This window comes from Saccharopolyspora rosea (genome assembly GCF_025643595.1).
Lineage (GTDB): Bacteria > Actinomycetota > Actinomycetes > Mycobacteriales > Pseudonocardiaceae > Saccharopolyspora > Saccharopolyspora rosea.
Window position 1 is genome coordinate 1565234 of sequence record NZ_CP102826.1, and the last position, 24957, is coordinate 1590190.

General features: G+C 71.7%; 25 protein-coding genes. 12 read left to right on the forward strand and 13 right to left on the reverse strand.

The window, feature by feature from the left end:
* Positions 1-32 precede the first annotated feature (32 nt).
* The 3 genes from NV263_RS07665 to ppgK all read right to left on the reverse strand — a co-directional run bounded on the left by NV263_RS07665 (position 33) and on the right by ppgK (position 3004).
* Entirely contained in the window at positions 33-215 is a 183-nt protein-coding gene (locus NV263_RS07665) for a DUF7455 domain-containing protein (protein WP_263251865.1), read from the reverse strand.
* A gap of 391 nt (positions 216-606) precedes the next feature.
* Positions 607-2004, reverse strand: a complete 1398-nt coding sequence (locus tag NV263_RS07670; protein ID WP_263251866.1) for an RNA polymerase sigma factor — start codon at positions 2002-2004, stop codon at positions 607-609.
* A 238-nt stretch (positions 2005-2242) separates the two neighbouring features.
* Positions 2243-3004, reverse strand: coding sequence for a polyphosphate--glucose phosphotransferase (gene ppgK, locus NV263_RS07675; protein ID WP_263251867.1), 762 nt, complete (start codon positions 3002-3004; stop codon positions 2243-2245).
* Between the two features lie 93 nt (positions 3005-3097).
* Between ppgK and NV263_RS07680 the strand changes: the two genes are divergently transcribed.
* Positions 3098-3898 (forward strand): inositol monophosphatase family protein, encoded by an 801-nt coding sequence (locus NV263_RS07680; RefSeq protein ID WP_263254106.1) that lies wholly within the window; start codon positions 3098-3100, stop codon positions 3896-3898.
* A 56-nt stretch (positions 3899-3954) separates the two neighbouring features.
* On the opposite strand, the gene cei is transcribed toward NV263_RS07680, so the two are convergent.
* A complete protein-coding gene (gene cei, locus NV263_RS07685) occupies positions 3955-4662 on the reverse strand; it encodes an envelope integrity protein Cei (RefSeq protein WP_317630404.1) in 708 nt (235 codons plus the stop codon).
* A gap of 477 nt (positions 4663-5139) precedes the next feature.
* On the opposite strand from cei, the gene NV263_RS07690 reads away from it, so the two are divergent.
* Positions 5140-5439 carry a DUF4193 domain-containing protein gene (locus tag NV263_RS07690; RefSeq protein WP_263251868.1) on the forward strand — a complete coding sequence of 100 codons (300 nt, stop codon included), beginning with the start codon at positions 5140-5142 and terminating at the stop codon, positions 5437-5439.
* Positions 5440-5527: 88 nt separating this feature from the next.
* Here the strand turns inward: NV263_RS07690 and NV263_RS07695 are convergent, their stop codons facing one another.
* Positions 5528-6034, reverse strand: a complete 507-nt coding sequence (locus NV263_RS07695; protein WP_380757289.1) for a DUF3093 domain-containing protein — start codon at positions 6032-6034, stop codon at positions 5528-5530.
* Between the two features lie 24 nt (positions 6035-6058).
* Here NV263_RS07695 and dut point away from each other — a divergent pair, with 24 nt between their 5' ends.
* The 5 genes from dut to NV263_RS07720 all read left to right on the forward strand — a co-directional run bounded on the left by dut (position 6059) and on the right by NV263_RS07720 (position 8748).
* Positions 6059-6553, forward strand: a complete 495-nt coding sequence (gene dut / locus NV263_RS07700; protein WP_263251869.1) for a dUTP diphosphatase — start codon at positions 6059-6061, stop codon at positions 6551-6553.
* Positions 6554-6557: 4 nt separating this feature from the next.
* Positions 6558-7184 carry a DUF3710 domain-containing protein gene (locus tag NV263_RS07705; RefSeq protein ID WP_263251870.1) on the forward strand — a complete coding sequence of 209 codons (627 nt, stop codon included), beginning with the start codon at positions 6558-6560 and terminating at the stop codon, positions 7182-7184.
* 19 nt (positions 7185-7203) lie between these two features.
* Complete coding sequence (locus NV263_RS07710; RefSeq protein ID WP_263251871.1) at positions 7204-7461, forward strand: hypothetical protein; 258 nt, start codon at positions 7204-7206, stop codon at positions 7459-7461.
* A 187-nt stretch (positions 7462-7648) separates the two neighbouring features.
* On the forward strand, positions 7649-8026 hold the full coding sequence (locus tag NV263_RS07715; protein WP_263251872.1) for an OB-fold nucleic acid binding domain-containing protein: 378 nt from the start codon (positions 7649-7651) through the stop codon (positions 8024-8026).
* Positions 8023-8748, forward strand: coding sequence for a DUF3159 domain-containing protein (locus NV263_RS07720; RefSeq protein WP_263251873.1), 726 nt, complete (start codon positions 8023-8025; stop codon positions 8746-8748). The genes NV263_RS07715 and NV263_RS07720 overlap by 4 nt, the downstream gene beginning before the upstream one ends.
* A 78-nt stretch (positions 8749-8826) precedes the next feature.
* Here NV263_RS07720 and NV263_RS07725 read toward each other — a convergent pair whose 3' ends face one another.
* A complete protein-coding gene (locus tag NV263_RS07725; RefSeq protein ID WP_263251874.1) occupies positions 8827-9504 on the reverse strand; it encodes a potassium channel family protein in 678 nt (225 codons plus the stop codon).
* The gene (locus NV263_RS07730; protein ID WP_263251875.1) at positions 9504-10169 is read right to left on the reverse strand and encodes a potassium channel family protein; all 666 of its coding nucleotides are present in this window, start codon (positions 10167-10169) and stop codon (positions 9504-9506) included. The genes NV263_RS07725 and NV263_RS07730 overlap by 1 nt, the downstream gene beginning before the upstream one ends.
* 243 nt (positions 10170-10412) lie before the next feature.
* Between NV263_RS07730 and NV263_RS07735 the strand changes: the two genes are divergently transcribed.
* The 5 genes from NV263_RS07735 (at position 10413) to NV263_RS07755 (ending at position 17799) form a co-directional block, all read left to right on the forward strand.
* Complete coding sequence (locus NV263_RS07735; RefSeq protein WP_263251876.1) at positions 10413-12422, forward strand: APC family permease; 2010 nt, start codon at positions 10413-10415, stop codon at positions 12420-12422.
* Positions 12419-13663: a class I SAM-dependent RNA methyltransferase gene (locus tag NV263_RS07740; protein WP_263251877.1), complete on the forward strand. Its 1245-nt coding sequence runs from the start codon at positions 12419-12421 to the stop codon at positions 13661-13663. Before NV263_RS07735 ends, NV263_RS07740 begins: the two co-directional genes overlap by 4 nt.
* 256 nt (positions 13664-13919) lie before the next feature.
* The gene (dxs, locus tag NV263_RS07745; protein ID WP_263251878.1) at positions 13920-15863 is read left to right on the forward strand and encodes a 1-deoxy-D-xylulose-5-phosphate synthase; all 1944 of its coding nucleotides are present in this window, start codon (positions 13920-13922) and stop codon (positions 15861-15863) included.
* Between the two features lie 93 nt (positions 15864-15956).
* Entirely contained in the window at positions 15957-16634 is a 678-nt protein-coding gene (locus NV263_RS07750; RefSeq protein ID WP_263251879.1) for a response regulator transcription factor, read from the forward strand.
* A gap of 4 nt (positions 16635-16638) precedes the next feature.
* The gene (locus tag NV263_RS07755; protein WP_263251880.1) at positions 16639-17799 is read left to right on the forward strand and encodes a sensor histidine kinase; all 1161 of its coding nucleotides are present in this window, start codon (positions 16639-16641) and stop codon (positions 17797-17799) included.
* On the opposite strand, the gene NV263_RS07760 is transcribed toward NV263_RS07755, so the two are convergent.
* The 6 genes from NV263_RS07760 to NV263_RS07785 all read right to left on the reverse strand — a co-directional run bounded on the left by NV263_RS07760 (position 17783) and on the right by NV263_RS07785 (position 24827).
* Entirely contained in the window at positions 17783-18115 is a 333-nt protein-coding gene (locus tag NV263_RS07760; RefSeq protein WP_263251881.1) for a hypothetical protein, read from the reverse strand. The genes NV263_RS07755 and NV263_RS07760 overlap by 17 nt on opposite strands.
* A 204-nt stretch (positions 18116-18319) precedes the next feature.
* The gene (locus NV263_RS07765) at positions 18320-20419 is read right to left on the reverse strand and encodes a 3-hydroxyacyl-CoA dehydrogenase NAD-binding domain-containing protein (protein WP_263251882.1); all 2100 of its coding nucleotides are present in this window, start codon (positions 20417-20419) and stop codon (positions 18320-18322) included.
* Positions 20416-21657 carry a thiolase family protein gene (locus NV263_RS07770; RefSeq protein ID WP_263251883.1) on the reverse strand — a complete coding sequence of 414 codons (1242 nt, stop codon included), beginning with the start codon at positions 21655-21657 and terminating at the stop codon, positions 20416-20418. Before NV263_RS07770 ends, NV263_RS07765 begins: the two co-directional genes overlap by 4 nt.
* 134 nt (positions 21658-21791) lie before the next feature.
* On the reverse strand, positions 21792-23000 hold the full coding sequence (locus NV263_RS07775; RefSeq protein ID WP_317630405.1) for a ribonuclease D: 1209 nt from the start codon (positions 22998-23000) through the stop codon (positions 21792-21794).
* A 142-nt stretch (positions 23001-23142) separates the two neighbouring features.
* Entirely contained in the window at positions 23143-23859 is a 717-nt protein-coding gene (locus tag NV263_RS07780) for a response regulator (protein ID WP_093264979.1), read from the reverse strand.
* A 398-nt stretch (positions 23860-24257) separates the two neighbouring features.
* A complete protein-coding gene (locus NV263_RS07785) occupies positions 24258-24827 on the reverse strand; it encodes a DUF3000 domain-containing protein (protein WP_380757385.1) in 570 nt (189 codons plus the stop codon).
* Positions 24828-24957 lie beyond the last annotated feature (130 nt).

The following is a 24957-nucleotide window of genomic DNA, read 5'->3' on the forward strand; positions in this document are numbered from 1 at the left end:
TCCCCGGGGGCACCTCGTGGCTTTGCGCGGCCTTACCGTTCGTCCTGCAGCTCTGCTTCCATCTCACGCAGACCAGCTTCGAACTCGCGGGCGTGGTGCCCGCAGAACAGCAACTCCCCGCCGGACGGCAGTACGGCGCGAAGTTTGGCAGCGGCCCCGCAGCGGTCGCAGCGGTCGGCGGCGGTCAGCTCGGGGCGGGTGAGCGTTGCCGGCATCGTGGTCTCCCTCCGTCCCGGCGTCGGAAGCTCCGACGCCCTCGATCCTGCTACGACCACCGGTGGCCCTCTGGCTGCAGGGTCGGTGCTCGTTGGCTCCACTCTTACAGACGCGTGGGCCGAAGTCAGTGTTCCCGGGCCGCGAGGCGACGGTCGTCACCATGAAGCACCCGGATGCAGCAGCGCTCGTCGCAGAGCGTGATCAACTCGCGAAAGCCCTTGTGGCGAGGGGTTTTCCAGCATTCGGGACGATCTTGGGCGGGTCCTGCGGGTGCCCGGTGTCACAGTCCGCGAGCGGCTTGTCCGCTCCAGGCGAACACGTGGTCGCCTCCTCGGGAAGCGAAAAGGCCGCCGACCGGTGTGCGGTCGGCGGCCTTTCCGGGGTCGTTCGTCAGTCCAGGTAGTCGCGCAGGACCTGCGACCGGGAGGGGTGCCGGAGCTTCGACATCGTCTTGGACTCGATCTGCCGGATCCGCTCCCGGGTCACGCCGTAGACCTGGCCGATCTCGTCCAGCGTCCGCGGCTGGCCGTCGGTGAGGCCGAAGCGCAGCCGGACGACGCCCGCCTCGCGCTCCGACAGCGTCGCCAGCACCGACTGCAACTGGTCTTGCAGCAGCGTGAACGACACCGCGTCGACGGCGACGACCGCCTCGGAGTCCTCGATGAAGTCGCCGAGCTGGCTGTCGCCCTCGTCACCGATGGTCTGGTCCAGCGAGATGGGCTCCCGGGCGTACTGCTGGATTTCCAGCACCTTCTCCGGGGTGATGTCCATCTCCTTGGCGAGCTCCTCGGGCGTGGGCTCGCGGCCCAGGTCCTGCAGCAGCTCGCGCTGGATGCGGCCGAGCTTGTTGATGACCTCGACCATGTGCACCGGGATGCGGATGGTGCGGGCCTGGTCGGCCATGGCCCGGGTGATGGCCTGCCGGATCCACCAGGTCGCGTAGGTGGAGAACTTGTAGCCCTTGGTGTAGTCGAACTTCTCGACCGCGCGGATCAGGCCGAGGTTGCCCTCCTGGATCAGGTCCAGGAACGCCATGCCGCGGCCGGTGTAGCGCTTGGCGAGGCTGACCACGAGGCGGAGGTTGGCCTCCAGCAGGTGGTTCTTGGCGCGCTCGCCGTCGCGCACGATCCAGCGCAGGTCGCGCCGCATCTGCGTGGTCAGCTGTTCGCCGTTCTCCTCGGCCTGGCGCAGCCGCTCGGCGCCGTAGAGGCCGGCCTCGATGCGCTTGGCCAGCTCGACCTCTTCCTCGGCGTTGAGCAGTGCGACCTTGCCGATCTGCTTGAGGTAGGCGCGCACCGAGTCGGCCGATGCGGTCAGCTCGGCGTCCTTGCGCGCCTGTCGCAGCGCCTCGGACTCCTCTTCGTCCCAGACGAAGTCCGCGTCCTTGGCGTCCTCCTCCGGAACGGGCTCGTCGGGGATCTCGACGTCGACGTCGGCCAGGTCGCCGACGTCCGGCGAGGTCAGGTCGGTCTCGATCGGTTCGTCGATCTCCAGGCTCTCACCGCTGCCCTTGGCGGCGGCCGACTTGGTCGACTTCTTCGCCGGAGCCTTGGCGCCCTTCTTGGCCGCCGACTTGGTGCCGGTCTTGCCGGTCGCCGACTTCGCACCGGACTTGGTCGACGTCTTCGGCGCGCTCTTGCGAGCGGTCGTCGACTTCTGCGTGCCCTCGTCGGTTCCGGCAGCCGCCTCCGAAGCGGGGGTCGCCTGCGCCTGGGCCGACTGGGTCTGGGCACCGCCAGAGGTTGCGGCGGAGCTGGAGCGTCGGGTTGCGGTTTCTGCGGCTGCCACGTACGCCCTTTCGCGACGGTCGATCAGGGCTGGCCGGAGGGCGCGAAACCTCGGCCGCCAAAGGTCGGGGACAACCCACCCGCCGAGCCCTTCCCGGTGGCGCGAAGCACCGGAAGTGCTTCACCGAAGAGGACTTCGAATCAAGTGGGCCGTGTTCCATTGTAACTGCGATGGCGGAGTGCGGTTCCGCTGCAAGGCGGAGTTCGCGCCCGGGCCGGTGTGCTAAGCCCCTGTCGGTTCAGACGTCGCCGCTGGTCACGGCAGCGCTCGCGGCGCCGACGATGCCCGCGTCGTTCTTCAGCGCCGCGGCCACGACCGGAGTGCGCGCCTCCAGCAGCGGCAGCCACTTGTGCGCCTTCTTGCTGACCCCGCCGCCGGCGATGATCAGGTCCGGCCACAGGAACCGTTCCAGCGCCTGGATGTAGCGGCTGACGCGCGGCGCCCATTCCGGGTAGGTCAGCTCCAGGTTGTCCTTGACCGAGGCCGCGGCCTCGGTCTCGGCGTCGTGGCCGTCGACCTCGATGTGCCCGAACTCGGTGTTGGGGATCAGCTTGCCGTCGACGAACATCGCGCTGCCGATGCCGGTGCCGAAGGTCAGCACCACCACCAGGCCGCGGTGCCCGGCGCCCGCGCCGGAGCGCAGTTCCGCGATGCCCGCGGCGTCGGCGTCGTTGAGGACTACGATCTGTTCGCGCGGCCGACCGAGCCGCTCGGCGAACAGGGACTGCGCATCTGTACCGATCCAGCCCTTGTCGACGTTCGCGGCGGTGAGCGCCGTGCCGTCCTTGATCACGCAGGGCAGCGTGATGCCGACGGGGCCGGTCCAGGAGAACTTCTCGACGATCTCCGCGACGACGTCGGCCACCGCCGAGGGCGTCGAAGGCTGCGGGGTGGGGATGCGCATGCGTTCGTCGGCCAGCACGCCGCCCTCGATGTCGACCGGGCAACCCTTGATGCCCGACCCGCCGATATCCACGCCGAAACCGCGGGCACTGCCCATGGCTGATCCTTCCTATTCGATTCAGACCAAGGTGTGCAGACCTTAACCGTGTTGTGTTGCGATGTGTGTGTGGGATGGCCTAAAGACCTAGATCTGGAAACCCTGCGTGAAATCTCCGTGCAGGTCGCGCAGGAAGCGGGTGATCTCGCGCGCACGGTGCGCGACGAAGCGATCACCGACGGTTCCGTGGACACCAAGAGCACTGAGACCGACGTGGTGACCGCCGGCGACCGCGCCGTCGAACGGCTCGTCCGGGAACGGCTGGCCGAGCTGCGCCCCGGCGAGTCCGTCCTCGGCGAGGAGGAGGGCGGCGAAGGCGCGCTCGACGGTCTGCGCTGGGTGGTCGACCCGATCGACGGCACCGTCAACTACCTGTACGGCTACCCGTGGTACGCGGTCTCGCTCGCCGCCCAGGTCGACGGGCGCTCGGTCGCCGGTGCCGTGGTGGAGCCGGTGTCCGGCCGGGTGTGGAGCGCCGCGGCCGGGCGCGGCGCGCACGTGGACGGCCGTCGGCTGCGGGCCTCCGGCTCCGACCGGCTCGACCTGGCCCTGGTCGGCACCGGGTTCGCCTACGACGTCCGGCGGCGTACCGCGCAGGCCCGGGTGGTCGGCCAGCTGCTCGGGGAGGTCCGCGACATCCGCCGGAGCGGCGCCGCCTCGCTGGACCTGTGCGCGGTCGCCGCGGGTTGGCTCGACGGCTACTTCGAGGTCGGCCTGAACCGGTGGGACTGGGCCGCCGGTGCGCTCATCGCGGCCGAGGCCGGGGCGGCGCTGCGGCTGCCGCAGCGGGAGTCGGACGACGGCCTCGGCGACGGGATGATCGTGTGCGCCGCCCCCGGCATCGCCAAGGACCTCGGCGACGCGCTGCTGCGCGCCGAAGCCGGCGAGGTCTGACGCGGACGAGCCCTCCGGCCCGGGCCGGAGGGCTCGTCAGTTCCGCCGGCCCGTTCTCAGCAGTGCACGTCGCGGGCCTTGGCCAGCAGGTCCTTGCTTATCTGCGGCGGCGTGACCTCCTGGTTGGCGCTGCCCTGCTGGTCGCGCTGCGGGACCCAGTTCTCCAGCTGCTGCAGGATCTGCTTGGCCTCCGGCGTCGCCTTGATGTCGTCGAACCGCGAGCCGAGGGCGAAGTCCACGCTGGCGTCCTCGCGCTCGTCGCGGACCAGCTGCGCGCAGGGCGCGATGAGGCTGAGGGTGCGCGCGGCGCTCACGCCCGCGCCGCCGAACCGGATCTGGCCGTGGCAGTGCAGGTCGTAGTTGACGTAGACCGGGTCGTTGCCGGGCTTGCCGCCCTGGGCGAACCCGAGACTGTTCAGCTCGTCGGCGACCAGCGACGCCTGGCGGCTCTCCCCGTTGCCGTTGACGACCCGCACGTGCACGTCCTGGGGCGGGACCGGATTCGCCCGGTCGAGCGCGTTGCGCGGCAACATGTTCCCCAGCGGCGCTCCCGCGGGTTTCGCCTGCCCGGCGGGAGCGGCGGTCGGCGCACCCGGTGCGTTGCAGCTCGTCGCGGTATCGATGTCCTCCACGCTGCCGAAGACGCGCGTCCACAGCACTCCCGACAGCACGACGAGCACCGCGAGCACCACCAGAGCGGGCATCGGTCGGCGCCTTCGGTACCGGGGACCCCGTCGGCTCACCCTCGCGCTCACGGCAGACACTTCCCGCCCCTTCCTGGCTGGTTCCCATCCCGCGCACCGGTCGTCACGAGATCAGCCTAGGTGCTGCCACCGTCACACGTCGTGGTGGACACCGACTCGTCTCCCGGTCGTTGTGGCCGGTCGTCGGATCGATGGAATGCCGTGACCGGCGAGCTCTCAGCGCATCGCATCACGGGCGGGGGAGGTGGGCAACCAAGGAGGACGCGGGCGGAAGGAGGGCGGAGTTGATCTCCCTGTGCCGTCCGGTGCAGCGAACACCACACCTATGGGTGACCTGGTGCGTGTTCCGGATTCGTATGAGCTACCCTCTCGGCGCCTCAGGGAGTGCCGGATGAGGCGAGTCGCTCGTTACGGGGGAACTAGACGCGTTGCAGGGCGAGACCACGATCACTGCGCTCGCGGGCACAAATCCTGGTCCTGGAACGTTTACCAGCGGCACACCATTGCAGTCTCCACTAACGCAGGGGTGAATCAACGATGGCGACCGACTACGACGCTCCGCGCCGCGAGTCCGACGACTTGGCCGAGGACTCGCTGGAGGAGCTCAAGGCGCGGCGCAATGATGCGCAGTCCGGCGTCGTGGACGAGGACGAAGGGGCGATCGCGGAGAACTTCGAACTGCCGGGCGCCGACCTGTCCGGCGAGGAGATGACCGTCAAGGTGCTCCCGAAGCAGGCGGACGAGTTCACCTGCTCTAGCTGCTTCCTCGTCCACCACCGCAGCCGGCTGGCGGAGGACCGCGGCGGTCGGCTGATCTGCCGCGACTGCGCCGCCTGACACGGCTTGCAACGACAGCGACCGGGGAGTGGCTGGGCACACGCGACGGCGTGTGCCCAGTTGTCTTTTCGGGCCGGCGCACCCGGGCTCAGCTCTTGCCCAGGGCTGCCACCAGCCGGTGCGGGTGGCGCGTGCTGACGACCCAGTACGGCGTCGGGTCGTTCTCGTCGTCCAACCAGACCCGCACCGACGTCTTGATCCACGGGCGGTGCAGCACGAACGCGGCCGGGTCCAGGTCCGGACCGAGCGCCCGCCGGTGCTCCCCGGCGGTCACCACTTCGGCGTCGTCGACGAACCGCAGCGGCAGGTGCGCGTCGGCGGCCCACAGCTCACCGTCGCGGACCTCCACCTTGGTGCGCCCCAGCCACAGCGGCACCGCCACCGCCAGCGGGACGAGCACGACGTAGGGCAGCCACGCCCGCACGCCGGGGTAGCCCATGTGCACCTCGGCGGCGAGCAGCACCGCGGCGATCACCGGTAGCGGCCACGTCCACCAGGACGCGTACAACCGCTCGCGGAACGCCGTCCCGCCCACTGCGTTCCCCTGACCGGGGGTGTCGCCGGTCATGCTGGCCGCTTCCACGCTCTCGGACACGGCTCCAGGGTAGTCTCGCGGCCCGTGTCGACTGTGAAGGTCCTGCTGACTCGACTTGATCCCGACGTGCCGCTGCCGAGCTACGCCAAACCCGGCGATGCCGGGGCCGACCTGGTGACCACGCGGGACGTGGTCCTCCGACCGGGTGAACGAGTGCTGGTCGGAACCGGGGTGGCGGTGGCCCTGCCGGAGGGCTACGCCGGTTTCGTGCACCCGCGGTCCGGGCTGGCCGCCAAGGCGGGGTTGAGCATCGTCAACGCGCCCGGAACGATCGACTCCGGGTACCGGGGTGAGATCAAGGTCTGCCTGATCAACCATGATCGCTCGGAACCGCTGACGCTGCGGCGGGGCGACCGGATCGCCCAGCTCGTGGTGCAGAAGGTCGAGCACGCGGTATTCCACGAGGTGGAGGAGTTGCCGGAGTCGCTGCGCGGCGACGGCGGCTACGGGTCCACCGGTGGACACGAGGTGCTGGCGACCCTGGGGGACACCGGGGCCGAGCACAGGACGGAGGTCTGAGGGGATGTTCGGATGGGGCCGCCGGCGGCGGGACGCGGAGCCCGGGGCGGTCGACGAGCCGGACGCGGCCGACGAGTACCCGCCGCAGGGCGGGCCGTACGACGCGACCGAGGCGCCCGACGACGGGGTGGAGCGGCTCGACCTGGGGTCGGTCCGGCTCCCGGTCCCCGAGGGCGGTCAGCTGCAGGTCGAGGTCGACCCGGCCGGACCGGTGCGCGCCGTGCACCTGGTCACCCAGGTCGGCCGGTTGACGGTCAGCGCTTTCGCCGCACCGCGCAGCGGCGACCTGTGGCCCGAGGTGAGCGAGGAACTCGCCGAGCAGCTGCGCGCCGACGGTGCGCGGGTGATCGCCGAGGAGGGTGACTGGGGAGTCGAGCTGGTGGCCGACTCGCCCAAGGCTGCGCTGCGGTTCGTCGGCGTCGACGGCCCGCGGTGGCTGCTGCGCGGTGTGGCGGCGGGCCCCGCCGAGCACGCCGAAGCCTGCACCAAGCTGCTGTACGCGGTGCTGGACGAGACCGTCGTGGTGCGCGGGGAGGAGCCGCTGCCGGTCCGCACGCCGCTGCCGATCGAGCTGCCGGAGCCGATCCTGCGGCACATCCAGCAGGCGCAGACCAACGGCCAGGCGGGCTGAATTTCACTCCGCGCTGCTGATGGCCGGGGCCGTGGCGTTCACCGCGGTGAAGCTGGCGGCGTACCTCTTCTACCTCGGCGTCCGTTCGCTGCGGGAACTGCGGCGGGCTCCCGGGGCGGTGCCCGCACCGGCGAGGACCAGCGGCTCGCGCGGTGCTGGGGTGGGCTTCGTCGCGTTGACGCTGACGGCCGACCTGTGGTGGCCGTTTTCGCCGGTCGGCTGGCCGCCGGCGCCCGGTGTCGGCGCCGCCAGCAGGTGGCCAGCGGGGCGACGCTGATCGGGCTCGGCGGTGCGCTCGCGCTGCCGCAGAACTGACGCTGGGTGCCCGTCGAAGCCCGAAGTTGATCCGATCGTGCGGGTCAAGTCGAGAATGCCCGCAGGGCCGCGACTACCCGTCCGGCGCCGGGCTACGCTGGGGGCGCACGGGCTGCCAAGTCGAGCCCCGAGGCGCACAGGAGCGCTAGATGAGCAAGACCGGCGGCGGTTATTGGCGCCGCCTCGTACGGCGGTTGACCAGTGACGTCAGCGAGCTCGACGCCGACGACCTCTCCGAGAGGTCCCAGGCGGGTGGCGCGCAGCGGGCGTGCGACTGCGAGTGCGGCCAGGAGGCCGTGGTGCTGGGACGGCTGCGCAGCGTCGGCCTGTCGCCCAAGGCGTCCGCGCCGACGTTGGAGGCCGAACTGTTCGACGGCACCGAGGGCGTGACCCTGGTGTGGCTCGGCCGGCGCAAGATCGCCGGGATCGAGCCGGGCCGCCTCATCAAGGCGCGCGGCCGCATCGCCGTCCGCGACGGCCGGAAGGTGTTGTACAACCCCTACTACGAGCTGCAGAACACCGCATGAGCGAACACAGCGCATCGGCCTCCGAGAGCGGGGTCACCGCCCAGGGCAGGACCGACGACCAGCACGCGGGTCAGGACGCGGAGAAGACCCTGCTGGAGCAGATGGGCGGTATCAGCGGGCTCGCCTACTCGGCGGTGCCCATCGTCGTCTTCGTCGTGGTGAGCGCCCTGACGAGCCTGATGCCCGCCATCTGGGCGTCGATCGGAGCCGCGGTGCTGATCGCGGTGATCCGGCTGGTCCGCAAGGAGCCGCTGCAACCGGCGATCTCCGGTGTGCTGGGCGTGGCGGTGTGCTCCTTCATCGCCTACCGCTCCGGCGAGGTCCGCGGTTTCTTCCTGCTGGGCATCTGGACCAGCCTGGTCTACGGCGGGGTCTTCCTGGCCTCGGTGGTGGTGCGGTGGCCGTTGGTCGGGGTGGCCTGGTCGCTGCTGAACAGCCTCGGCTTCTCCTGGCGCAAGCACCGGCGGGCGATGCTCGGCTACGACCTCGCCACGCTGGCGTGGACCGTCGTGTTCGCGGCGAAGTACGTCGTGCAGCAGTGGTTGTACGACTCCGACCAGACCGGTTGGCTGGCGTTCGCCCGCATCGCGATGGGCTATCCGCTGACCGGCCTCGCGCTCGTCGTGACGATCTGGGCCGTCCGCCGCGCCGCCAAGGTCGCCGAGGAGGTCGCCGCCGAGGAGGAGGCGGCCGCGGCCCGCTCCGGACCGGCGGCGGGTTGACGCGCGAACGCGGGTGCCGCGATGGCACCCGCGCCCGGAATTCTCAGCACGCCGACCGCGGCGGCGTCGGCCCCGTGGTCAGGACTGCGGTTCCTCGGCCTGGTCGCTGACGATCGCGCGGATCTCCTGCTCGACGTCGGCGGTGGCCACGAAGAGCATCTCGTCGCCGATCTCCAGCGGGTCGTCGGCCTGGGGGACGATGACCCGGCCGCCGCGCAGGATCGTCACCAGCGCCGCGTCGGCGGGCAGCGCCAGGTCCCGGACCCGGCGCCCGGCCAGCGGAGTGCTGTCCGGGAGCGTGACCTCGACCAGGTTGGCCTGCCCCTGGCGCAGCGTCATCAGGTGCACCAGGTCGCCGACGTTGACCGCCTCCTCGACCATGGCGGCCAGCATCCGCGGCGTGGAGACCGCGACGTCCACGCCCCACGCCTCGGTGAACAGCCACTCGTTGCCGGGGTCGTTCACCCGGGCCACCACGCGGCGCACCGCGAACTCGGTCTTGGACAGCAGCGAGACCACCAGGTTGACCTTGTCGTCGCCGGTGGCCGCGATGACCACGTCGCAGGACTGCAGTCCCGCCTCCTCCAGGGACGCCAGCTCGCACGCGTCGGCCAGCACCCACTCGGCGTCCGGGATCGCCTTGGGCTGGTAGCTCTGCGGATTGCGCTCGATGAGCATGACCTCGTGGTCGCCTTCGAGCAGTTCCCGCGCGATGGACCGGCCGACCGCGCCGGCGCCCGCGATCGCGATGCGCATCACTCGCTCTCCTCGGGGGTGCGTCGGGCCGCCGCCGTGACGTCGGTGACCGTGCCCGACAGCGCGGCCACGTACACGGTGTCGTCGGCCTGGATCACGGTCTTGGGCTCGGGCAGGATGCCGTCGCCGAACCGCATGATGAAGGCGACGCGCGCGCCGGTCGCGCCCTCCAGCTCGGCGACCCGCCGCCCGACCCACTTCTCGTGCAGCGGCAGCTGCAGCACCGCGACGGTCCCGGACGGTTCCCGCCACGCGGTGGCCACGCCTTCGGGCAGCAGCATCCGCAGGAAGCGGTCGGTCGTCCACGGCACCGTCGCCACGGTCGGGATGCCCAGGCGCTGGTACACCTCGGCGCGCTTGGGGTCGTAGATGCGGGCCACCACGTGCTCGACGCCGAACGTCTCGCGGGCGACCCGGGCCGACACGATGTTGGAGTTGTCGCCGTTGGACACGGCGGCGAACGCCGCGGCCTGCTCGATGCCCGCTTCGACCAGGATGTCCCGGTCGAAGCCGTTTCCGGTAACCTGTCGCCCGTGGAAGTCCCTGCCCAGTCGGTGGAACGCCTGGGGGTTCTTGTCCACCACGGCGACGGTGTGATCGAGCCGCTGCAGGGCCGCGGCCAGGGAGGCCCCGACCCGGCCGCAACCCATGATCACGACGTGCACGACCTGTCTCCTCGCTGCGGGCTTGCTCCGGCGACCTCGACGGATGCCGAGATCACGGCTGTTAGCGCGACGGTACCCGGGTGGGCGTCGACGTGAGGCGGCGCGCACCCGTGGGCTCCGGGCTGGTGCACCGTACCGGGTGAGGCGCTCGCGCGGCAGGGGTGGGCGTGCTGATGTGACGTGAGCACAATTCCGCCAGCCGCACCCACAAGGGTGCCCGGGGTTGCGCTTACGCTCTGTGCCGTGTCCAAGCTCGCAACCGCGAAACGGTTGATCGTCGGTCGGCCGTTCCGCAGCGACCGCCTTTCGCACACGCTGCTGTCCAAACGCATCGCGCTGCCGGTGTTCTCCTCCGACGCCATGTCCAGTGTGGCGTACGCGCCCGAGGAGATCCTGCTCGTGCTGTCCACCGCCGGGATCTCCGCGTACTCGGTGAGCCCGTGGATCGGGGTGCTGGTCGCGCTGGTGATGGTCACCGTCGTGGCCTCGTACCGCCAGAACGTCCGGGCCTACACCTCCGGTGGCGGCGACTACGAGGTGGCCAGCGTCAACCACGGGCGCCAGTGGGGGCTCGTGGTGGCCAGCGCGTTGCTCGTCGACTACATCCTCACCGTCGCGGTGTCGATCTCCTCCGCCGCTGCCAACATCGGCTCGGTCATCCCGTTCGTCGCCACGCACAAGGTGCTGTTCGCCGTGGGGGCCATCGTCCTGCTCACGGCGATGAACCTGCGGGGCGTGCGGGAGTCCGGCTCGCTGTTCGCGATCCCCACCTACGCGTTCGTCGTCGGCATCCTCGGCATGATCGGCTGGGGCCTGTTCCGCTCGTTCGTGCTCGGTGACCACCCGCGCGCCGAGAGCGCCGGATTCGTCATGGTCGGCGAGCACCAGCAGATGGCCGGTGCGGCGTTCGTGTTCCTGGTGCTGCGCGCGTTCTCCTCCGGCAGCGCGGCGCTGACCGGTGTGGAGGCGATCAGCAACGGCGTGCCGGCGTTCCGCAAGCCCAAGTCCCGGAACGCGGCCACCACGCTGGCCCTGATGGGCGGCATCGCGGTCGTCATGTTCCTGGGCCTGATCATGCTGGCCCGGATCACCGGTGCGATCGTCGCCGACGACCCGGCGCACCAGCTGATCGGCGCTCCGCCGAACTACGAGCAGAAAACGCTGATCGCGCAGCTGGCCGGGGCGGTGTTCAGCGGTTTCACGCCCGGTATCTGGTACCTGGTGTTCTTCACCGGGCTGATCCTGGTGCTGGCCGCCAACACCGCCTTCAACGGTTTCCCGGTGCTGGGGTCGATCCTGGCGCAGGACCGGTTCCTGCCGCGGCAGCTGCACACCCGGGGCGACCGGCTGGCGTTCTCCAACGGCATCCTGTTCCTGGCCGCCGGCGCGATCATCCTCGTGTTCGCCTTCCAAGCCGAGGTCACCAGGCTGATCCAGCTCTACATCGTCGGCGTGTTCGTGTCCTTCGTGCTCAGCCAGAGCGGCATGATCCGGCACTGGAACCGGAAGCTGCGCGCGGAGACCGACCCGGCGGCGCGTCGGCGGATGCGGCGTTCGCAGCTGATCAACTCGATCGGTCTGGTGATGACCGCCAGCGTGCTGGTGATCGTGCTGATCACCAAGTTCACCCAGGGCGCGTGGATCGCGATCACCGCGATGGCCGCCATCTACCTGCTGATGACCGCCATCCACCGGCACTACGACCGGGTCACGGCCGAGCTGGAGCGGCAGGAGGCCGACGCGGTGCTGCCGTCCCGCAACCACGCCCTGGTGCTGGTCTCCAAGCTGCACCTGCCGACGATGCGGGCGATCGCCTACGCCCGCGCGACGCGCCCGGACGAGCTGGAGGGCGTCACCGTCAACGTGGACGACGAGGACACCCGTGAACTCGTCGCCCGCTGGGAGCACGAGAACCTGCCGGTGCCGCTGAAGGTGCTGGAGTCGCCGTACCGGGAGATCACCCGGCCGGTGCTGGACTACGTCAAGCGGATCCGGCGGGACAGCCCGCGCGACGTGGTCACCGTGTTCATCCCCGAGTACGTCGTCGGGCACTGGTGGGAGCAGCTGCTGCACAACCAGAGCGCCCTGCGGCTCAAGAGCCGGCTGCTCTTCCAGCCCGGGGTGATGGTCACCAGCGTGCCGTGGCAGCTGGAGTCGTCCGAGCGCGTGCGGCGCGTGGTGCGTCCGGCGTCGATGCCCGGTGCCGCGCGGCGCGGTCTCGGCGTGGAGCGGAAGGGGAGCGAGCGCCGGTGACCGACAAGCCGGACTGGACCGGTCGGAGGCTGCGGGTCGAGATCGGCCCGGTGGCGCACGGAGGCCACTGCGTGGCCCGGCACGAGGGGCGGGTGGTGTTCGTCCGCCACGCGCTGCCGGGCGAGGTCGTGGTGGCCGAGGTCACCGAGGACGCCGGCGGCGGGTTCTGCCGCGCCGACGCCGTCGAGGTGGTCACCGCCGCGCCGGGCCGGGTGGCGCCGCCGTGCCCGCTGGCGGACATGGCGCTGGGTCGCGACCGCTGCGGCGGCTGCGACTGGCAGCACGCGGACGCCGGGACCCAGCGCGAGCTGAAGGCGGCCGTCATCGCCGAGCAGCTGCAGCGCATCGCCGGGATCGAGCGCGACGTGCAGGTGCGGGAGCTGCCGGGCGGCCCGCTGCGCTGGCGCACCCGCGCGCGCCTGGCGGTGGACCGCCGGGGCCGGGCCGGGTTCCGCGCGCACCGCAGTCACCGGGTCGTTCCGGTCGACGACTGCCCGATCACCGTCGAGGGGGCTCTCGACGGGGTCACCGGGCGCCGCTGGCGTCCCGGGGCCGAGCTCGGCGTCGCCCGCGACGCCGACGGCGAGGTGCACGTGTCCGCCGTCGACCACAAGCCGCAGCGCCGCCGCAGCCGGGCGGTGACCCGGCAGGTGAGCGGGAGCGGGGTGGCCCGGGAGACCGCCGCCGGGCGGTCGTTCCAGGTCGCCGCGCAGGGCTTCTGGCAGGTGCACCACGCCGCGGCGGAGGTGTTCGCGCAGGTCGTCGCGAGGTTCGCGGCAGCGCCGGAGGGAGGCGCGGCGTGGGACCTCTACGGCGGTGTGGGCCTGTTCGCCGCGCCGCTGGCCGAGCAGGTCGGGCCGACGGGTTCCGTGCTGCTGGTCGAGTCGTCGCGGCAGGCGGTCGAGGACGCCGTGGCGAACCTGCGCGACCTGCCGCAGGTGGACTTCCGCGCCGGGCTCGTCGAGCACGTGCTCGACGACACGTCCGTGCCGTCGCCGGACGTCGTGGTGCTCGACCCGCCGCGCAAGGGCGCCGGCCGCGCGGTCGTGGACGCGATCACGGCGCGTCGCCCGCGCCGCGTCGTGCACGTCGCGTGCGATCCGGCCGCGCTGGCGCGGGACGTGGGGCTGTTCGAGGAGCGCGGCTACCGGCTGGGCGAGCTCGAAGCCTTCGACGCCTTTCCCATGACTCACCACGTCGAGTGCATCGCGCTGTTGGAGCGTGATCCTTCCGGGGAGTGAATTCCGGTTACTGCGCGTACCCGGTCTCACGCGTCGGTGCGGCTCCGCATTCGCCGGTCGTGTCCTGGTGGGTCACGATGGCACTCGGAAAGAGCCTGACCACGACAGACGTCGGCGTGCCGAACCTTGCCGGGGCGCTCCAGGGCGCCTCCGTAGACTGGGGCCCGGCCCGCATCGCGGAGACCGCCAGGCACGCAGCCACGCCGGCGCTCGGCATGCGAGAGAACCCGACCGGCACGACGAGTGAGGTGGAGCGGTGACGCTGCTGGAATCCGTGCAGAGTCCGGCCGACGTCAAACGCCTGCGGCACGGTGAGCTGGTGCAGCTGGCCGCCGAGATCAGGTCCTTTCTGATCGAGAAGGTGTCGCGCACGGGCGGGCACCTCGGGCCCAACCTGGGCGCGGTCGAGCTGACCCTGGCGGTCCACCGGGTCTTCGACTCCCCGCGCGACGCCGTCGTCTTCGACACCGGTCACCAGGCTTACGTGCACAAGATCCTCACCGGTCGCCAGGACGGCTTCGACCGGCTGCGCAAGCGGGACGGCCTGTCCGGCTACCCGTCGCGCGCCGAGAGCGAGCACGACCTGGTCGAGAACAGCCACGCCTCGACCGCGCTGTCCTACGCCGACGGACTGGCGCGCTCGTTCCAGCTCACGCGCTCCGGCCAGCACGTCTGCGCGGTCGTCGGCGACGGCGCGCTCACCGGCGGCATGTGCTGGGAGGCGCTGAACAACATCGCTGCCGACCAGGAGCGGCCGGTGGTGATCGTGGTCAACGACAACGGGCGCTCCTACGCGCCGACCATCGGCGGTCTCGCCGAGCACCTCACCGCGCTGCGGCTGAACCCGAGCTACGAACGGGCGTTGGAGAGCGGGCGCCGCACGCTGCGCAACCTGCCCGTGGTCGGTCGTTCGCTGTACACCGGTCTGCACGCGGCCAAGAGCGGCATCAAGGACGCGATCAGCCCGCAGGTGATGTTCTCCGATCTGGGCATCAAGTACCTCGGCCCGGTCGACGGGCACGACCTGCGCGCCATGGAGCACGCGCTGTCCATGGCGAAGTCCTTCGGCGGGCCGGTGATCGTGCACGCGGTCACCCGCAAGGGCAACGGCTTCGCGCCCGCCGAGAACGACCAGGCCGAGCAGATGCACCAGGTCAAGGTCATCAATCCGGAAACCGGCCTGCCCACCAAGCCCGCGCCCAAGAGCTGGACCGACGTCTACTCCGACGAACTGGTCCGCATCGGGGCGGAACGGCCGGACGTGGTGGCCATCACCGCGGCGATGCTCGGCCCGACCGGGCTCAACAGGTTCGCCGACGCCTACCCGGAGCGCTGCATCGACGTCGGCATCGCCGAGCAGCACGCCATGACCTCCGCCGCCGGGCTGGCGATGGGCGGGATGCACCCGGTGTTCGCGGTGTACTCGACGTTCCTGAACCGGGCCTTCGACCAGCTGCTGATGGACGTGGCGCTGCACCGGCAGCCGGTCACCATCACCCTGGACCGCTCCGGGATCACCGGCGAAGACGGTGCCAGCCACAACGGCATGTGGGACCTGTCGATCCTGGGACTCGTCCCGGGAATCCGGGTCGCCGCGCCGCGCGACGCGGTCACCCTGCGCGAGGAGCTGCGCGAGGCGGTCGCGGTCGACGACGGCCCGACCGTGCTGCGGTTCGCCAAGGGCTCGGTGATCGAGGAAGTCCCGGCCGTCGAGCGCACCGGCGGCGTCGACGTGCTGCGCCACCCGACGGCCGGTGAGGACCGGGACGTGCTGCTGGTCGCCGTCGGCGCCTTCGCGAAGACCGCGGTGGCCGCCGCCGCGCGGCTGGCCGCGCAGGGCATCGGCGTCACCGTGGTCGACCCCCGGTGGGCGCTGCCGGTGCCGGAGCGGATCGTCGAGCTGGCCGCCGAGCACCGCCTGGTGGTGACGCTGGAGGACTGCGGCAGGCACGGCGGTTTCGGCTGGTCGCTGGCTGCTGCGCTGCGCGACGCGGAGGTCGACGTCCCGCTGCGCGACCTGGCGGTGCCGAACCGCTTCCTCGCGCACGCCTCGCGCGACGAGGTGCTCGCCGAGCTCGGCCTGACCGACCAGGACATCGCTCGTCGCATCACCGAGTGGGTCGTGGACCGCACCGCGGCGCCCGAGGTCGCGCTGCGCCTGGCGACCGAGGGCGAGCAGCCTCCCGCGGCCAACGGCTGAACCCCGAGCGGCCATCAACCGGCGACCGGTCGGGGTGGGCCGCGGTGGGCGTTCCTGCGCGGTTCACCGTGACCGCTGTGGCAGGGTGAACACGTGCGAATCCTGGTCGTGGAGGACGAGAAACCGCTGGCCGACGCGGTCGCACGCGGTCTGCGCAGGGAGGGCATGGCCGTCGACGTCGCCTACGACGGGGAGAGCGGCCAGGAGAAGGCGTCGATCACCCGGTACGACGTGATCGTGCTGGACCGCGACCTGCCCGGGATGTCCGGCGACGAGCTGTGCCGCGAGGTCGTCTCGTCCGGCGAGCTCACCCGGGTCCTGATGCTCACCGCCAGCGGCACCGTCGAGGACCGCGTCGAGGGGCTGTCCCTCGGCGCGGACGACTACCTGGCCAAGCCCTTCGCGTTCGCCGAGCTGATCGCCAGGGTGCGGGCGCTGGGCCGCCGAGCCACTCCGGCGCAGCCGCCGCTGCTGACCGCGCGGGAGCTGGAGCTCGATCCGGCCAAGCGGATCGTCCGCCGCGGCGACGACGAGGTCGAGCTGACCCGCAAGGAATTCGGCGTCCTGGAGGTGTTGCTGGCCGCCGGCGGCGCGGTGGTCAGTTCCGAGGAACTGCTGGAACGGGTCTGGGACGAGAACGCCGACCCGTTCACCACCACCGTGCGGGTCACGATGATGACGCTGCGCAAGAAGCTGGGGGAGCCCAGCGTCATCGAGACGGTCGTCGGGGCCGGGTACCGGGTCCCGTCCGCGGGCCGAGCCGGGGACTGAGGCGATGCGCGCGGCGCCCCTCGCCCGCCGCGGTCCCGGACTGCGGCTGCGGTTGACGCTGCTGGCGACCGGTCTGGTCGCCGCGGTGAGCGTGCTCCTGCTGTGGCTGGGCTGGATGCTGGTCGGCAACGTGGTGGCGGCCGTGCCGCGGCTGCCGGACAGCGGCACCGTGCGGGTCAACGGTGTCGAGGTCCCCGCCGGGATGCTCGGCGAGGCGTTGCGCGCCTCCGCGCGCGAACAGGTGCTGGTGGTCGGCGGATTCGCCTTCGTCGCGGTGGTCCTGGCGACCGCGCTGCTGGCGTGGACGGCGGCCGGGCGCGTGCTGCGCCCGCTGCACGAGGTCACCGGCTCGGCGCGGCGGTTGTCCGCCGAGTCGCTGGACGAACGCATCGCGCTCACCGGGCCGCGTGACGAGGTGGCCGAGCTCGCGGACACCTTCGACGCGATGCTGGACCGCCTGCAGGCGGCCTTCGACGCGCAGCGCCGGTTCGTCGCCAACGCCAGCCACGAGCTGCGGACCCCGCTGTCGGTGATCCGCACCGAGCTCGACGTCACGCTGTCCGATCCGGACGCCGACACCGCGGAACTGCGGCGGATGGCCGATGTCGTCCGCGACGCCACCGCCAAGGCCGAGCGGCTGGTCGAGGCGCTGCTGCTGCTCGCCCGCACCGAGGGCGTCGAACTCGCGGTGCGGGAACCGGTGGACCTCACCGAGCTGGTGTCCCGGTCGTTGCGGGTGGTCGAACCCGAGGCGCGTCGGCGCGACCTGCGCGTGGAGTGCTGCGAGGAGCCCGCGTTCGCGGTGGGGGATCCGGCGCTGCTGGAGCGGGTGGCGGGCAACCTCCTGGAGAACGCCGTGCGGCACAACGTCGACAGCGGTTGGGTCCGGATCGGCACCGGGAGCGGGCCGCGGTGGACGACGTTGCGGGTGGCAGCGTCCGGGCCGCCGGTCGGCGCGGACGAGGTGGGGGAGCTGTTCGAACCGTTCCGCCGGGCCGGTGTCCAGCGCACCGCCCGCACCGGCACCGGACTGGGACTGTCCATCGTCCGCGCCGCGGTCGCCGCCCACGGCGGGCAGGTCCGCGCCGAACCGGTGCCCGGGGGTGGCCTCGCGGTGACCGTGGAACTCCCCGTCGCGCCGTGGAGCCTCAGAGCGGATAGCTGACGTCGACCCAGAAGAACCGCAGGATCGCGACGAGCAGCAGGACGGCGGGTGGCACGAACCACCCCGCGCGCATCCGGCCCATCGCGATGGGCACCGCCCGCACCAGACCGCTCAGCGTCGCGATCAGGCCGCCGGTGAAGGAGCTCAACTCGACCGCGAGGAGCCCGGCGTCGTCCCACGGACCGCTCGGATCCACCCGGAACGCCGACACCACGGCGCACAACGCGGCGATTTCCAGCCCGAGGCACAGGACGGCGGTGAGCACGCCGGTGAGGCGGCGCGTCGTCCGCCCCGTCCGGTCGGCCAGGCGGGTCATGAGATCCACGGGCGCGGCGGGGGCGGACCGTCCCCCCGAATCGCACGCCGGTCGGCGGTCGTGAACGGCCCGAGTTCGTACTGCCCCAGAGCGGACACCGGCCATCACCTCATTTCCTCGCCGACCATCATGGCAGAAGCGACTTCCCGGTCATGCACGACGAAGGGGCCGGTGCCTGCGCACCGGCCCCTTCGCAGCTTCCGGTCACGCCGGGACGCTGGCCACTCCCGGAGCGAGGAACCGCTTGCCGTTGATCCGCTCGGAAATGCCCGCGCGGTCCAGGTACGGGGTGATGCCGCCGAGCCAGAACGGCCAGCCCGCACCGAGGATCATGCACAGGTCGATGTCCTGCGCCTCGGCGACGACGCCCTCGTCGAGCATGATGCGGGCCTCCTCGGCGAGCGCCGACAGCGCCCGCTCCCGCACTTGCTCGGAGGTGGACGGCTTGTCGCCCTGCTGCCACAGCGCCGCGACCTCGGGGTCGACCACCTGCTTGCCGGACTCGTCGGTGGTCCACACCGCGGTCTTGCCCGCGTCGACGAAGCGCTGCATGTTGTCGCTGAGGCCGAACCGGTCCGGGTAGGCGGCGTGCATCGTGCCGTTGACGTGCTGGGCCACCGCCGGGCCGACCAGCTGGAGCAGCACCAGCGGGCTCATCGGCAGGCCGAGCGGCTCCAGCGCGCCGTCGGCGACGTCGAACGGTGTGCCTTCGTCGATCGCGGCGATGACCTCGCCCATGAACCGGGTCAGCAGCCGGTTCACCACGAACGCCGGGGCGTCGGAGACCAGCACGCAGGACTTCTTCAGCTGCTTGCCGACCTTGAACGCGGTCGCCAGGGCCGCGTCGTCGGTCTTCTCGCCGCGCACCACCTCCAGCAGCGGCAGGACCGCCACCGGGTTGAAGAAGTGGAAGCCGACGACCCGCTCCGGATTCCGCAGCTGGGAGGCCATCTCGGTGATCGACAGCGACGAGGTGTTGGTCGCCAGGATCGCCTCGGCGGAGACGTGCGCCTCCACCTCGGCGAACACCTTCTGCTTGACCGACATCTCCTCGAAGACGGCCTCGATGACGAAGTCGGCGTCGGCGAACGCGGCCTTGTCCAGCGAGCCGGTGACCAGCGCCTTGAGCCGGTTGACCTCGTCGGGCGAGACGCGGCCCTTGGCGGCGAGCTTGTCGATCTCGCCGTGGATGTAGCCCACGCCCTTGTCGATGCGCTCCTGGTCGATGTCGGTGATGACCACCGGCACCTTCAGCCGGCGCACGAACAGCAGCGCCAGTTGCCCGGCCATCAGCCCGGCGCCGACCACGCCGACCTTGTTGACGTCGCGGGCCAGCGACTTGTCCGGCGCGCCGGCGGGCTTCTTGGCGCGCTTCTGCGTCAGGTCGAACGAGTACAGACCGGCGCGCAGCTCGTCGGACATCAGCGCGTCGGCCAGCGCCTCGGTCTCGGCTGCGTAGCCCGCGTCGAGGTCGTTGGCCCGGGCCAGGTCGATCAGGTCCACGGCCTTGGTCACCGCGGGGGAGGCGCCGTGCGTCTTGGCCTCGACGACGCCCCGGGCGCGGGCGACGGCGTCGTCCCACGCCTTGCCGCGGTCGATCTCCGGGCGCCGCACGGTGTGCTCGCCGTTGACGACCCGGGTCGCCCAGCGCACCGACTCCTCCAGGAAGTCCGGGCTGTCCAGCAGTTCGTCGAAGACGCCGAGCTCGTGGGCCTTGGCGGGGTTGAGCATCTTGTTCTGGCTCAACGCATTCTCGATGATCACCGTGACCGCGGCGTCCGCGCCGATCAGGTTCGGCAGCAGCTGGGTGCCGCCCCAGCCCGGGAACAGGCCGAGGAAGCACTCCGGGAACGCGATCACGCCCGCCGAGGCGGACACCGTCCGGTAGTGGCAGGACAACGCGAGTTCCAGGCCCCCGCCGAGCGCGGCGCCGTTGACGAACGCGAAGGTCGGGATCGTCGACTCGGTGAGGCGGCGGAACACGTCGTGCCCGCCCTGGGCGATCTGGTGCGCCTGCTCGCGCTCGGTGATCTGCCCGATGCCGGACAGGTCCGCGCCCACGGCGAACACGAACGGCTTTCCGGTCACCGCGATCGCCGCGGGCTCGGCGGCGAACGCCTCGTCCAGCGCGGCGTTCAGGCTGGCCAGCCCGCCGGGGCCGAAGGTGGACGGCCGGGTGTGGTCGTGCCCGTTGTCGATGGTGATCAGGGCGAGCTTGCCGGACAGTCCGGGTGCGTCGACCAGCCGGGTGTAGGCCCTGGTGACGACCTCGTCCGGGAACAGTGCCGCGAATTCGGTGCTCACCGTTCGCCTCCTGCCTGGTAGTTCGGGTTCTCCCAGATGACCGTGCCGCCCATGCCGAAGCCGATGCACATGGTCGTGATGCCGTAGCGCACCTCGGGGTGCTCGGCGAAGTGCCGGGACAGCTGGGTCATCAGCCGCACCCCGGAGGAGGCCAACGGGTGGCCGCAGGCGATCGCGCCGCCCCACGGGTTGACCCGCGGGTCGTCGTCGGCGATGCCGAAGTGCTCCAGGAACGCCAGCACCTGCACCGCGAACGCCTCGTTGATCTCGAACAGGCCGATGTCGTCGATGCTCAGCCCGGCGCGCTGCAGCGCCTTCTCGGTGGCCGGGACCGGGCCCACGCCCATGACCTCCGGCTCGACGCCGGCGAAGGCGTAGCCGACCAGCCGCATGCCGACCGGCAGTCCCAGCTCGGCGGCGGTGTCGGCGTCGGCGACCAGGCATCCGGTGGCGCCGTCGTTGAGCCCCGCGGCGTTGCCCGGGGTGACCCGGCCGTGCGGGCGGAACGGCGTCTTCAGCCCGGCCAGCGCGTCGGCCGTGGTGCCCGGCCGCGGCGGCTCGTCGGCGGTGGCCAGGCCCCAGCCCTCGTCGGAGCGGGTGGACACCGGTACCAGGTCCGGGGTGATCTTGCCGGTGCGCAGCGCGTCGTCGTAGCGCTGCTGGCTCAACGCCGAGTAGGCGTCGGTGCGCTCCTTGGTCAGCGATGGGAACCGGTCGTGCAGGTTCTCCGCGGTGGAGCCCATGATCAGCGCGGACGGGTCGACGATCTTGTCGGACACGTAGCGCGGGTTGGGGTCGACGCCCTCGCCCATCGGGTGGTTGCCCATGTGCTCGACGCCGCCGGCGATCGCCACGTCGTAGGCGCCGAAGGCGATCCCGCTGGACACGCTGGTCACAGCGGTCATGGCGCCGGCGCACATCCGGTCGATGGCGAAGCCGGGCACGGACTTGGGCAGGCCCGCCAGCAGCGCCGCGCTGCGGCCGATCGTCAGGCCCTGGTCGCCGATCTGGGTCGTCGCGGCGATGGCGACCTCGTCGATGCGCTCCGGCGGGAGTTCCGGATGCCGCCGCAGCAGTTCCCTGATGACCTTGACGACCAGGTCGTCCGCCCGGGTTTGGGCGTACAGACCTTTCGAACCGGCCTTGCCGAACGGCGTGCGGACGCCGTCGACGAAGACCACGTCACGAACCGCTGGACGGCTGCGGCTGTCGGCGGGTGCCGACGCAGGTGCGGCCACGGCGTGCTCCTCACTGGATGTGGTGGATTCTGCTCGGCCGTCGGCGTGTTGCGAACACCACCGCTACCGGCCGGTAACCGCACTCTATCTCGCATTACCGGCCAGTAACCACACGACCCGCCCTGTCAGGCGCCTCACATCCGCGGATCGGCCGACTCGGTGCGCAGGGCCCTGCTCAGCGCGTCGGCGGTCAGCGAGATCTGCCACTCGCGCGCGCCCTTGGCGCGCAGCAGCGCCGCGACCGACTCGACGTCCCGGTTCTCCGGCGGGGACCAGCAGGTCCGCCGGACCAGGTCCGGCAGCAGCAGGTTCTCCGTCGGCAGGGTGTTGCGCTCGGCGATCTCGGACAGCGCGGTGCGCGCGGCGGACAGCCGGGCCGCGGCGTCGGGGTCGCGGTCGGCCCACCGGTTGGTCGGCGGCGGACCGTCGTTCGCCGAGGCGGGTGCGGGCAGCTCGTCGGCGGGCAGGCGGCGCGCGGCGCGCAGCGCCTGCAACCAGGTCGACGCCCGGCGGCGCTGCTGCCTGCCACCGAAGACCGGCAGCGCGACGAGTTCGGCCTCGGTCTTGGGGCTCACCTGCGCGGCCTGCACGATCGCGGAGTCGGGCAGCACCCGGCTGGGCGCCAGGTCGCGGTCCCGCGCGACCGCGTCGCGCGCCTCCCAGAGGCTGCGGACCGCGGCGAGCTGCCGCGGGCTGCGCACCCGGTGGATCCCGGAGGTCCGGCGCCACGGTTCGGCGCGCGGTGCGGGCGGCTCGGTGGTGCGGACCGCCTCGAACTCCTCCAGCGCCCAGTCCAGCTTGCCCTGGCGTTGCAGCTCGGCGTGCATCGCCTCGCGCAGCGAGATCAGCAGTTCGACGTCGAGTGCGGCGTAGACCAGCCAGTCCTCGGGCAGCGGTCGCCGCGACCAGTCCACGGCGCTGTGCCCCTTCTCCAGCTGGTAGCCGAGCACGCGCTCGACCAGGGCGCCCAGCGAGACCCGCTCGAATCCGGCCAGTCGGCCGGCCAACTCGGTGTCGAACAGCCGCGACGGGCGCAGGTCCAGCTCCGCGAGGCAGGGCAGGTCCTGCGAGGCGGCGTGCAGCACCCACTCGGTGCCGTCCAAGGCCGTCACGAGCGGTTCCAGACGGCCGTCGAGCGCGACCGGGTCGACCAGCGCCGTACCCGCGCCCTCCCGGCGCAGCTGCACCAGGTAGGCGCGTTGCGAGTAGCGGTAGCCGGAGGCGCGCTCGGTGTCGACCGCCACCGGCCCGGTGCCCGCGGCCAATGCGTCCGCGGCCGCACGCAGGGCGGCAGGGGTCTCGACCACCGGCGGCACGCCGTCGGCTGGCCGGGTCAGCAGCACCGGCTCCGGGCGGTCGGATCCAACGGACTCGGGACAAGCAGCTTCCACGGCTACCAGACCTTACGTGCTCCGGTCCGGACCGTGTGGTGGTCTGCCCGAGCTCGTCGGGTCCGACCGCTGGAGCAGGTGCGTCAGCGGCGGATCACCGGATCACGCCGGCTCGCATCGCGAGCGCGACCATCTGGGCGCGGTCGCCGGTACCCAGCTTCCGCCCGATCCGCGACAGGTGGCTCTTCACCGTGAGCGCGGACAGGTTGAGCGCCTCGCCGATCTCCTTGTTGGATCGGCCGTCGGCGACCAGCTGCAGCACCTCGACCTCACGCCCGGACAGTTCCCGTGGCGTGTTGTCCGTGCCCGGGACCCGGGTGCCGGCGGCCAGCACCGGCGCCACGCTCGGATCGGCGTACACACCGCCGTCCAGCACGCGGCGCACCCCGTCGGTGACCACCATCGGCGAGGCCGACTTCAGCAGGTACGCCTGCGCACCGGCTTGGAAGGCGGCCCGCACCGCGTACGGGTCGTCGGACGAGGCGAGCACCACGATCCGCGGCCAGCCCTGGCTCCGGAGTTCCGTCACCAGTTCGATGCCGGTCCCGTCCGGGAGCCCGAGATCGAGGATCGCGAGGTCGCACGGACCGGTCGCCAGGGCACGCGCCCTGGCTTCGGCCATCGATGCGGCCTCGTGCACCGTGCCGGCGCCCATCTGCAGCAGCCGGGCGGCGATCGCCTCCCGGAGCAGCGGATGGTCGTCCACCACGAGCACCGTGAACAGTTCTTCCCGCGGGTGCGGGACCATGTTGGCCGGCAGTGCGCCGGCAGGCGTGGTTCGAGCGGCCTGACCTAAGCCGACGGCAGCCACGTCACTACCTCCCTGGAGTCGGTCGTGCCCCCCGACCGGCACCGGGACTCTCGACCAATCAGCCGCGCCACTGATCGACCGAAAGTGGTGTCGTCGGGGGCAGCGTAACCGCCCAAGCGGGTCAGCGGGACGATCAATCGGGTATGTATCCCGATCGAGTTGTAACCCGCACATGATCGCATCGCACGTTCGGGTGACTCTTGGCGATCCTGGTAACGGCGGAGCGTGGCCAAGCGACGTAACACGAACGCGGATCGTGAATAATTTGCACGATCAACCGGTTCGGTCGTGCTGGCACTTCTTCACGAAAGGAAACGCCGCTTCGGCGTGTCGCGTGCGACGGATTCGACGAAGCATCGACACCGATGCGCTGCGTAGCGGATCGCCACGCAGCGTGCTCACCCGGCGTCGGCTCCGCCGCCTGGTCGCTGGCCGAGCACCGCGACCCCTTCGGGCGGCAGTCCGGCCGCGCTCGCCATCAGCTCGTGGAACGCCGCCGCGTGCGCTTCCAGGTGCTCGTCCGTGGCCGTCCAGGACCCGCGCAACTCCAGGTCGTGGCTGCGGGCCGGGCCCGCGATATCGCCGAACCGGGCCGAGGAGGTCAGGGTGACCGTCCCGCCCAGCGCCGTCCACGACGCGCCGGAGCTCTCCAGCGCATCGGTGAGCCACGACCAGCCGACCGCGGGCAGCAGCGGGTCGGTGGCCAGTTCCGGATCGAGCTCGGCCCGCAGGTAGACGACCAGCCGCAGCACGCCGTCCCACGCCTCCTGCCCCCTCGGGTCGTAGAGCAGCACCAGACGCGAGGTCGCGAGCTCCCCGGCGGGCCCGTTCGCCTCGGCGGCGAGCGCATGCGCCCAGGGGGCGAGTCGCTTGGGCGGGCCCACTTCGGACACCTCGATCTCCCCGCGCGGGCGGGCCGACGTCAGCGCGGCAACAGCCTGCCGGAAAAGCTCGGGCGTCGCCGACATCTCCGTCACGGCCCCGACTGTAGGCGTCCGGGCGCGGCCGGTGTCGGAGCCACGCCGATCAACCGACCCTGCGGCGGTCGGGGGAGCCCGGGGGCGTGCGAAGATTGCCGCGGCAGCGCGCCTGCCGACC

What these genes read in the sequence shown, in the direction of transcription:
- NV263_RS07665 (WP_263251865.1), bottom strand. Translation starts at nt 215, where the DNA reads ATGCCGGCAACGCTCACCCGCCCCGAGCTGACCGCCGCCGACCGCTGC.
- NV263_RS07705 (WP_263251870.1), top strand. Translation starts at nt 6,558, where the DNA reads ATGTTCGGATGGGGCCGCCGGCGGCGGGACGCGGAGCCCGGGGCGGTC.
- NV263_RS07760 (WP_263251881.1), bottom strand. Translation starts at nt 18,115, where the DNA reads ATGACCCGCCTGGCCGACCGGACGGGGCGGACGACGCGCCGCCTCACC.
- NV263_RS07785 (WP_380757385.1), bottom strand. Translation starts at nt 24,827, where the DNA reads ATGTCGGCGACGCCCGAGCTTTTCCGGCAGGCTGTTGCCGCGCTGACG.
- NV263_RS07690 (WP_263251868.1), top strand. Translation starts at nt 5,140, where the DNA reads ATGGCGACCGACTACGACGCTCCGCGCCGCGAGTCCGACGACTTGGCC.
- NV263_RS07755 (WP_263251880.1), top strand. Translation starts at nt 16,639, where the DNA reads ATGCGCGCGGCGCCCCTCGCCCGCCGCGGTCCCGGACTGCGGCTGCGG.
- ppgK (WP_263251867.1), bottom strand. Translation starts at nt 3,004, where the DNA reads ATGGGCAGTGCCCGCGGTTTCGGCGTGGATATCGGCGGGTCGGGCATC.
- NV263_RS07710 (WP_263251871.1), top strand. Translation starts at nt 7,204, where the DNA reads ATGGCCGGGGCCGTGGCGTTCACCGCGGTGAAGCTGGCGGCGTACCTC.
- NV263_RS07725 (WP_263251874.1), bottom strand. Translation starts at nt 9,504, where the DNA reads ATGCGCATCGCGATCGCGGGCGCCGGCGCGGTCGGCCGGTCCATCGCG.
- NV263_RS07715 (WP_263251872.1), top strand. Translation starts at nt 7,649, where the DNA reads ATGAGCAAGACCGGCGGCGGTTATTGGCGCCGCCTCGTACGGCGGTTG.
- NV263_RS07720 (WP_263251873.1), top strand. Translation starts at nt 8,023, where the DNA reads ATGAGCGAACACAGCGCATCGGCCTCCGAGAGCGGGGTCACCGCCCAG.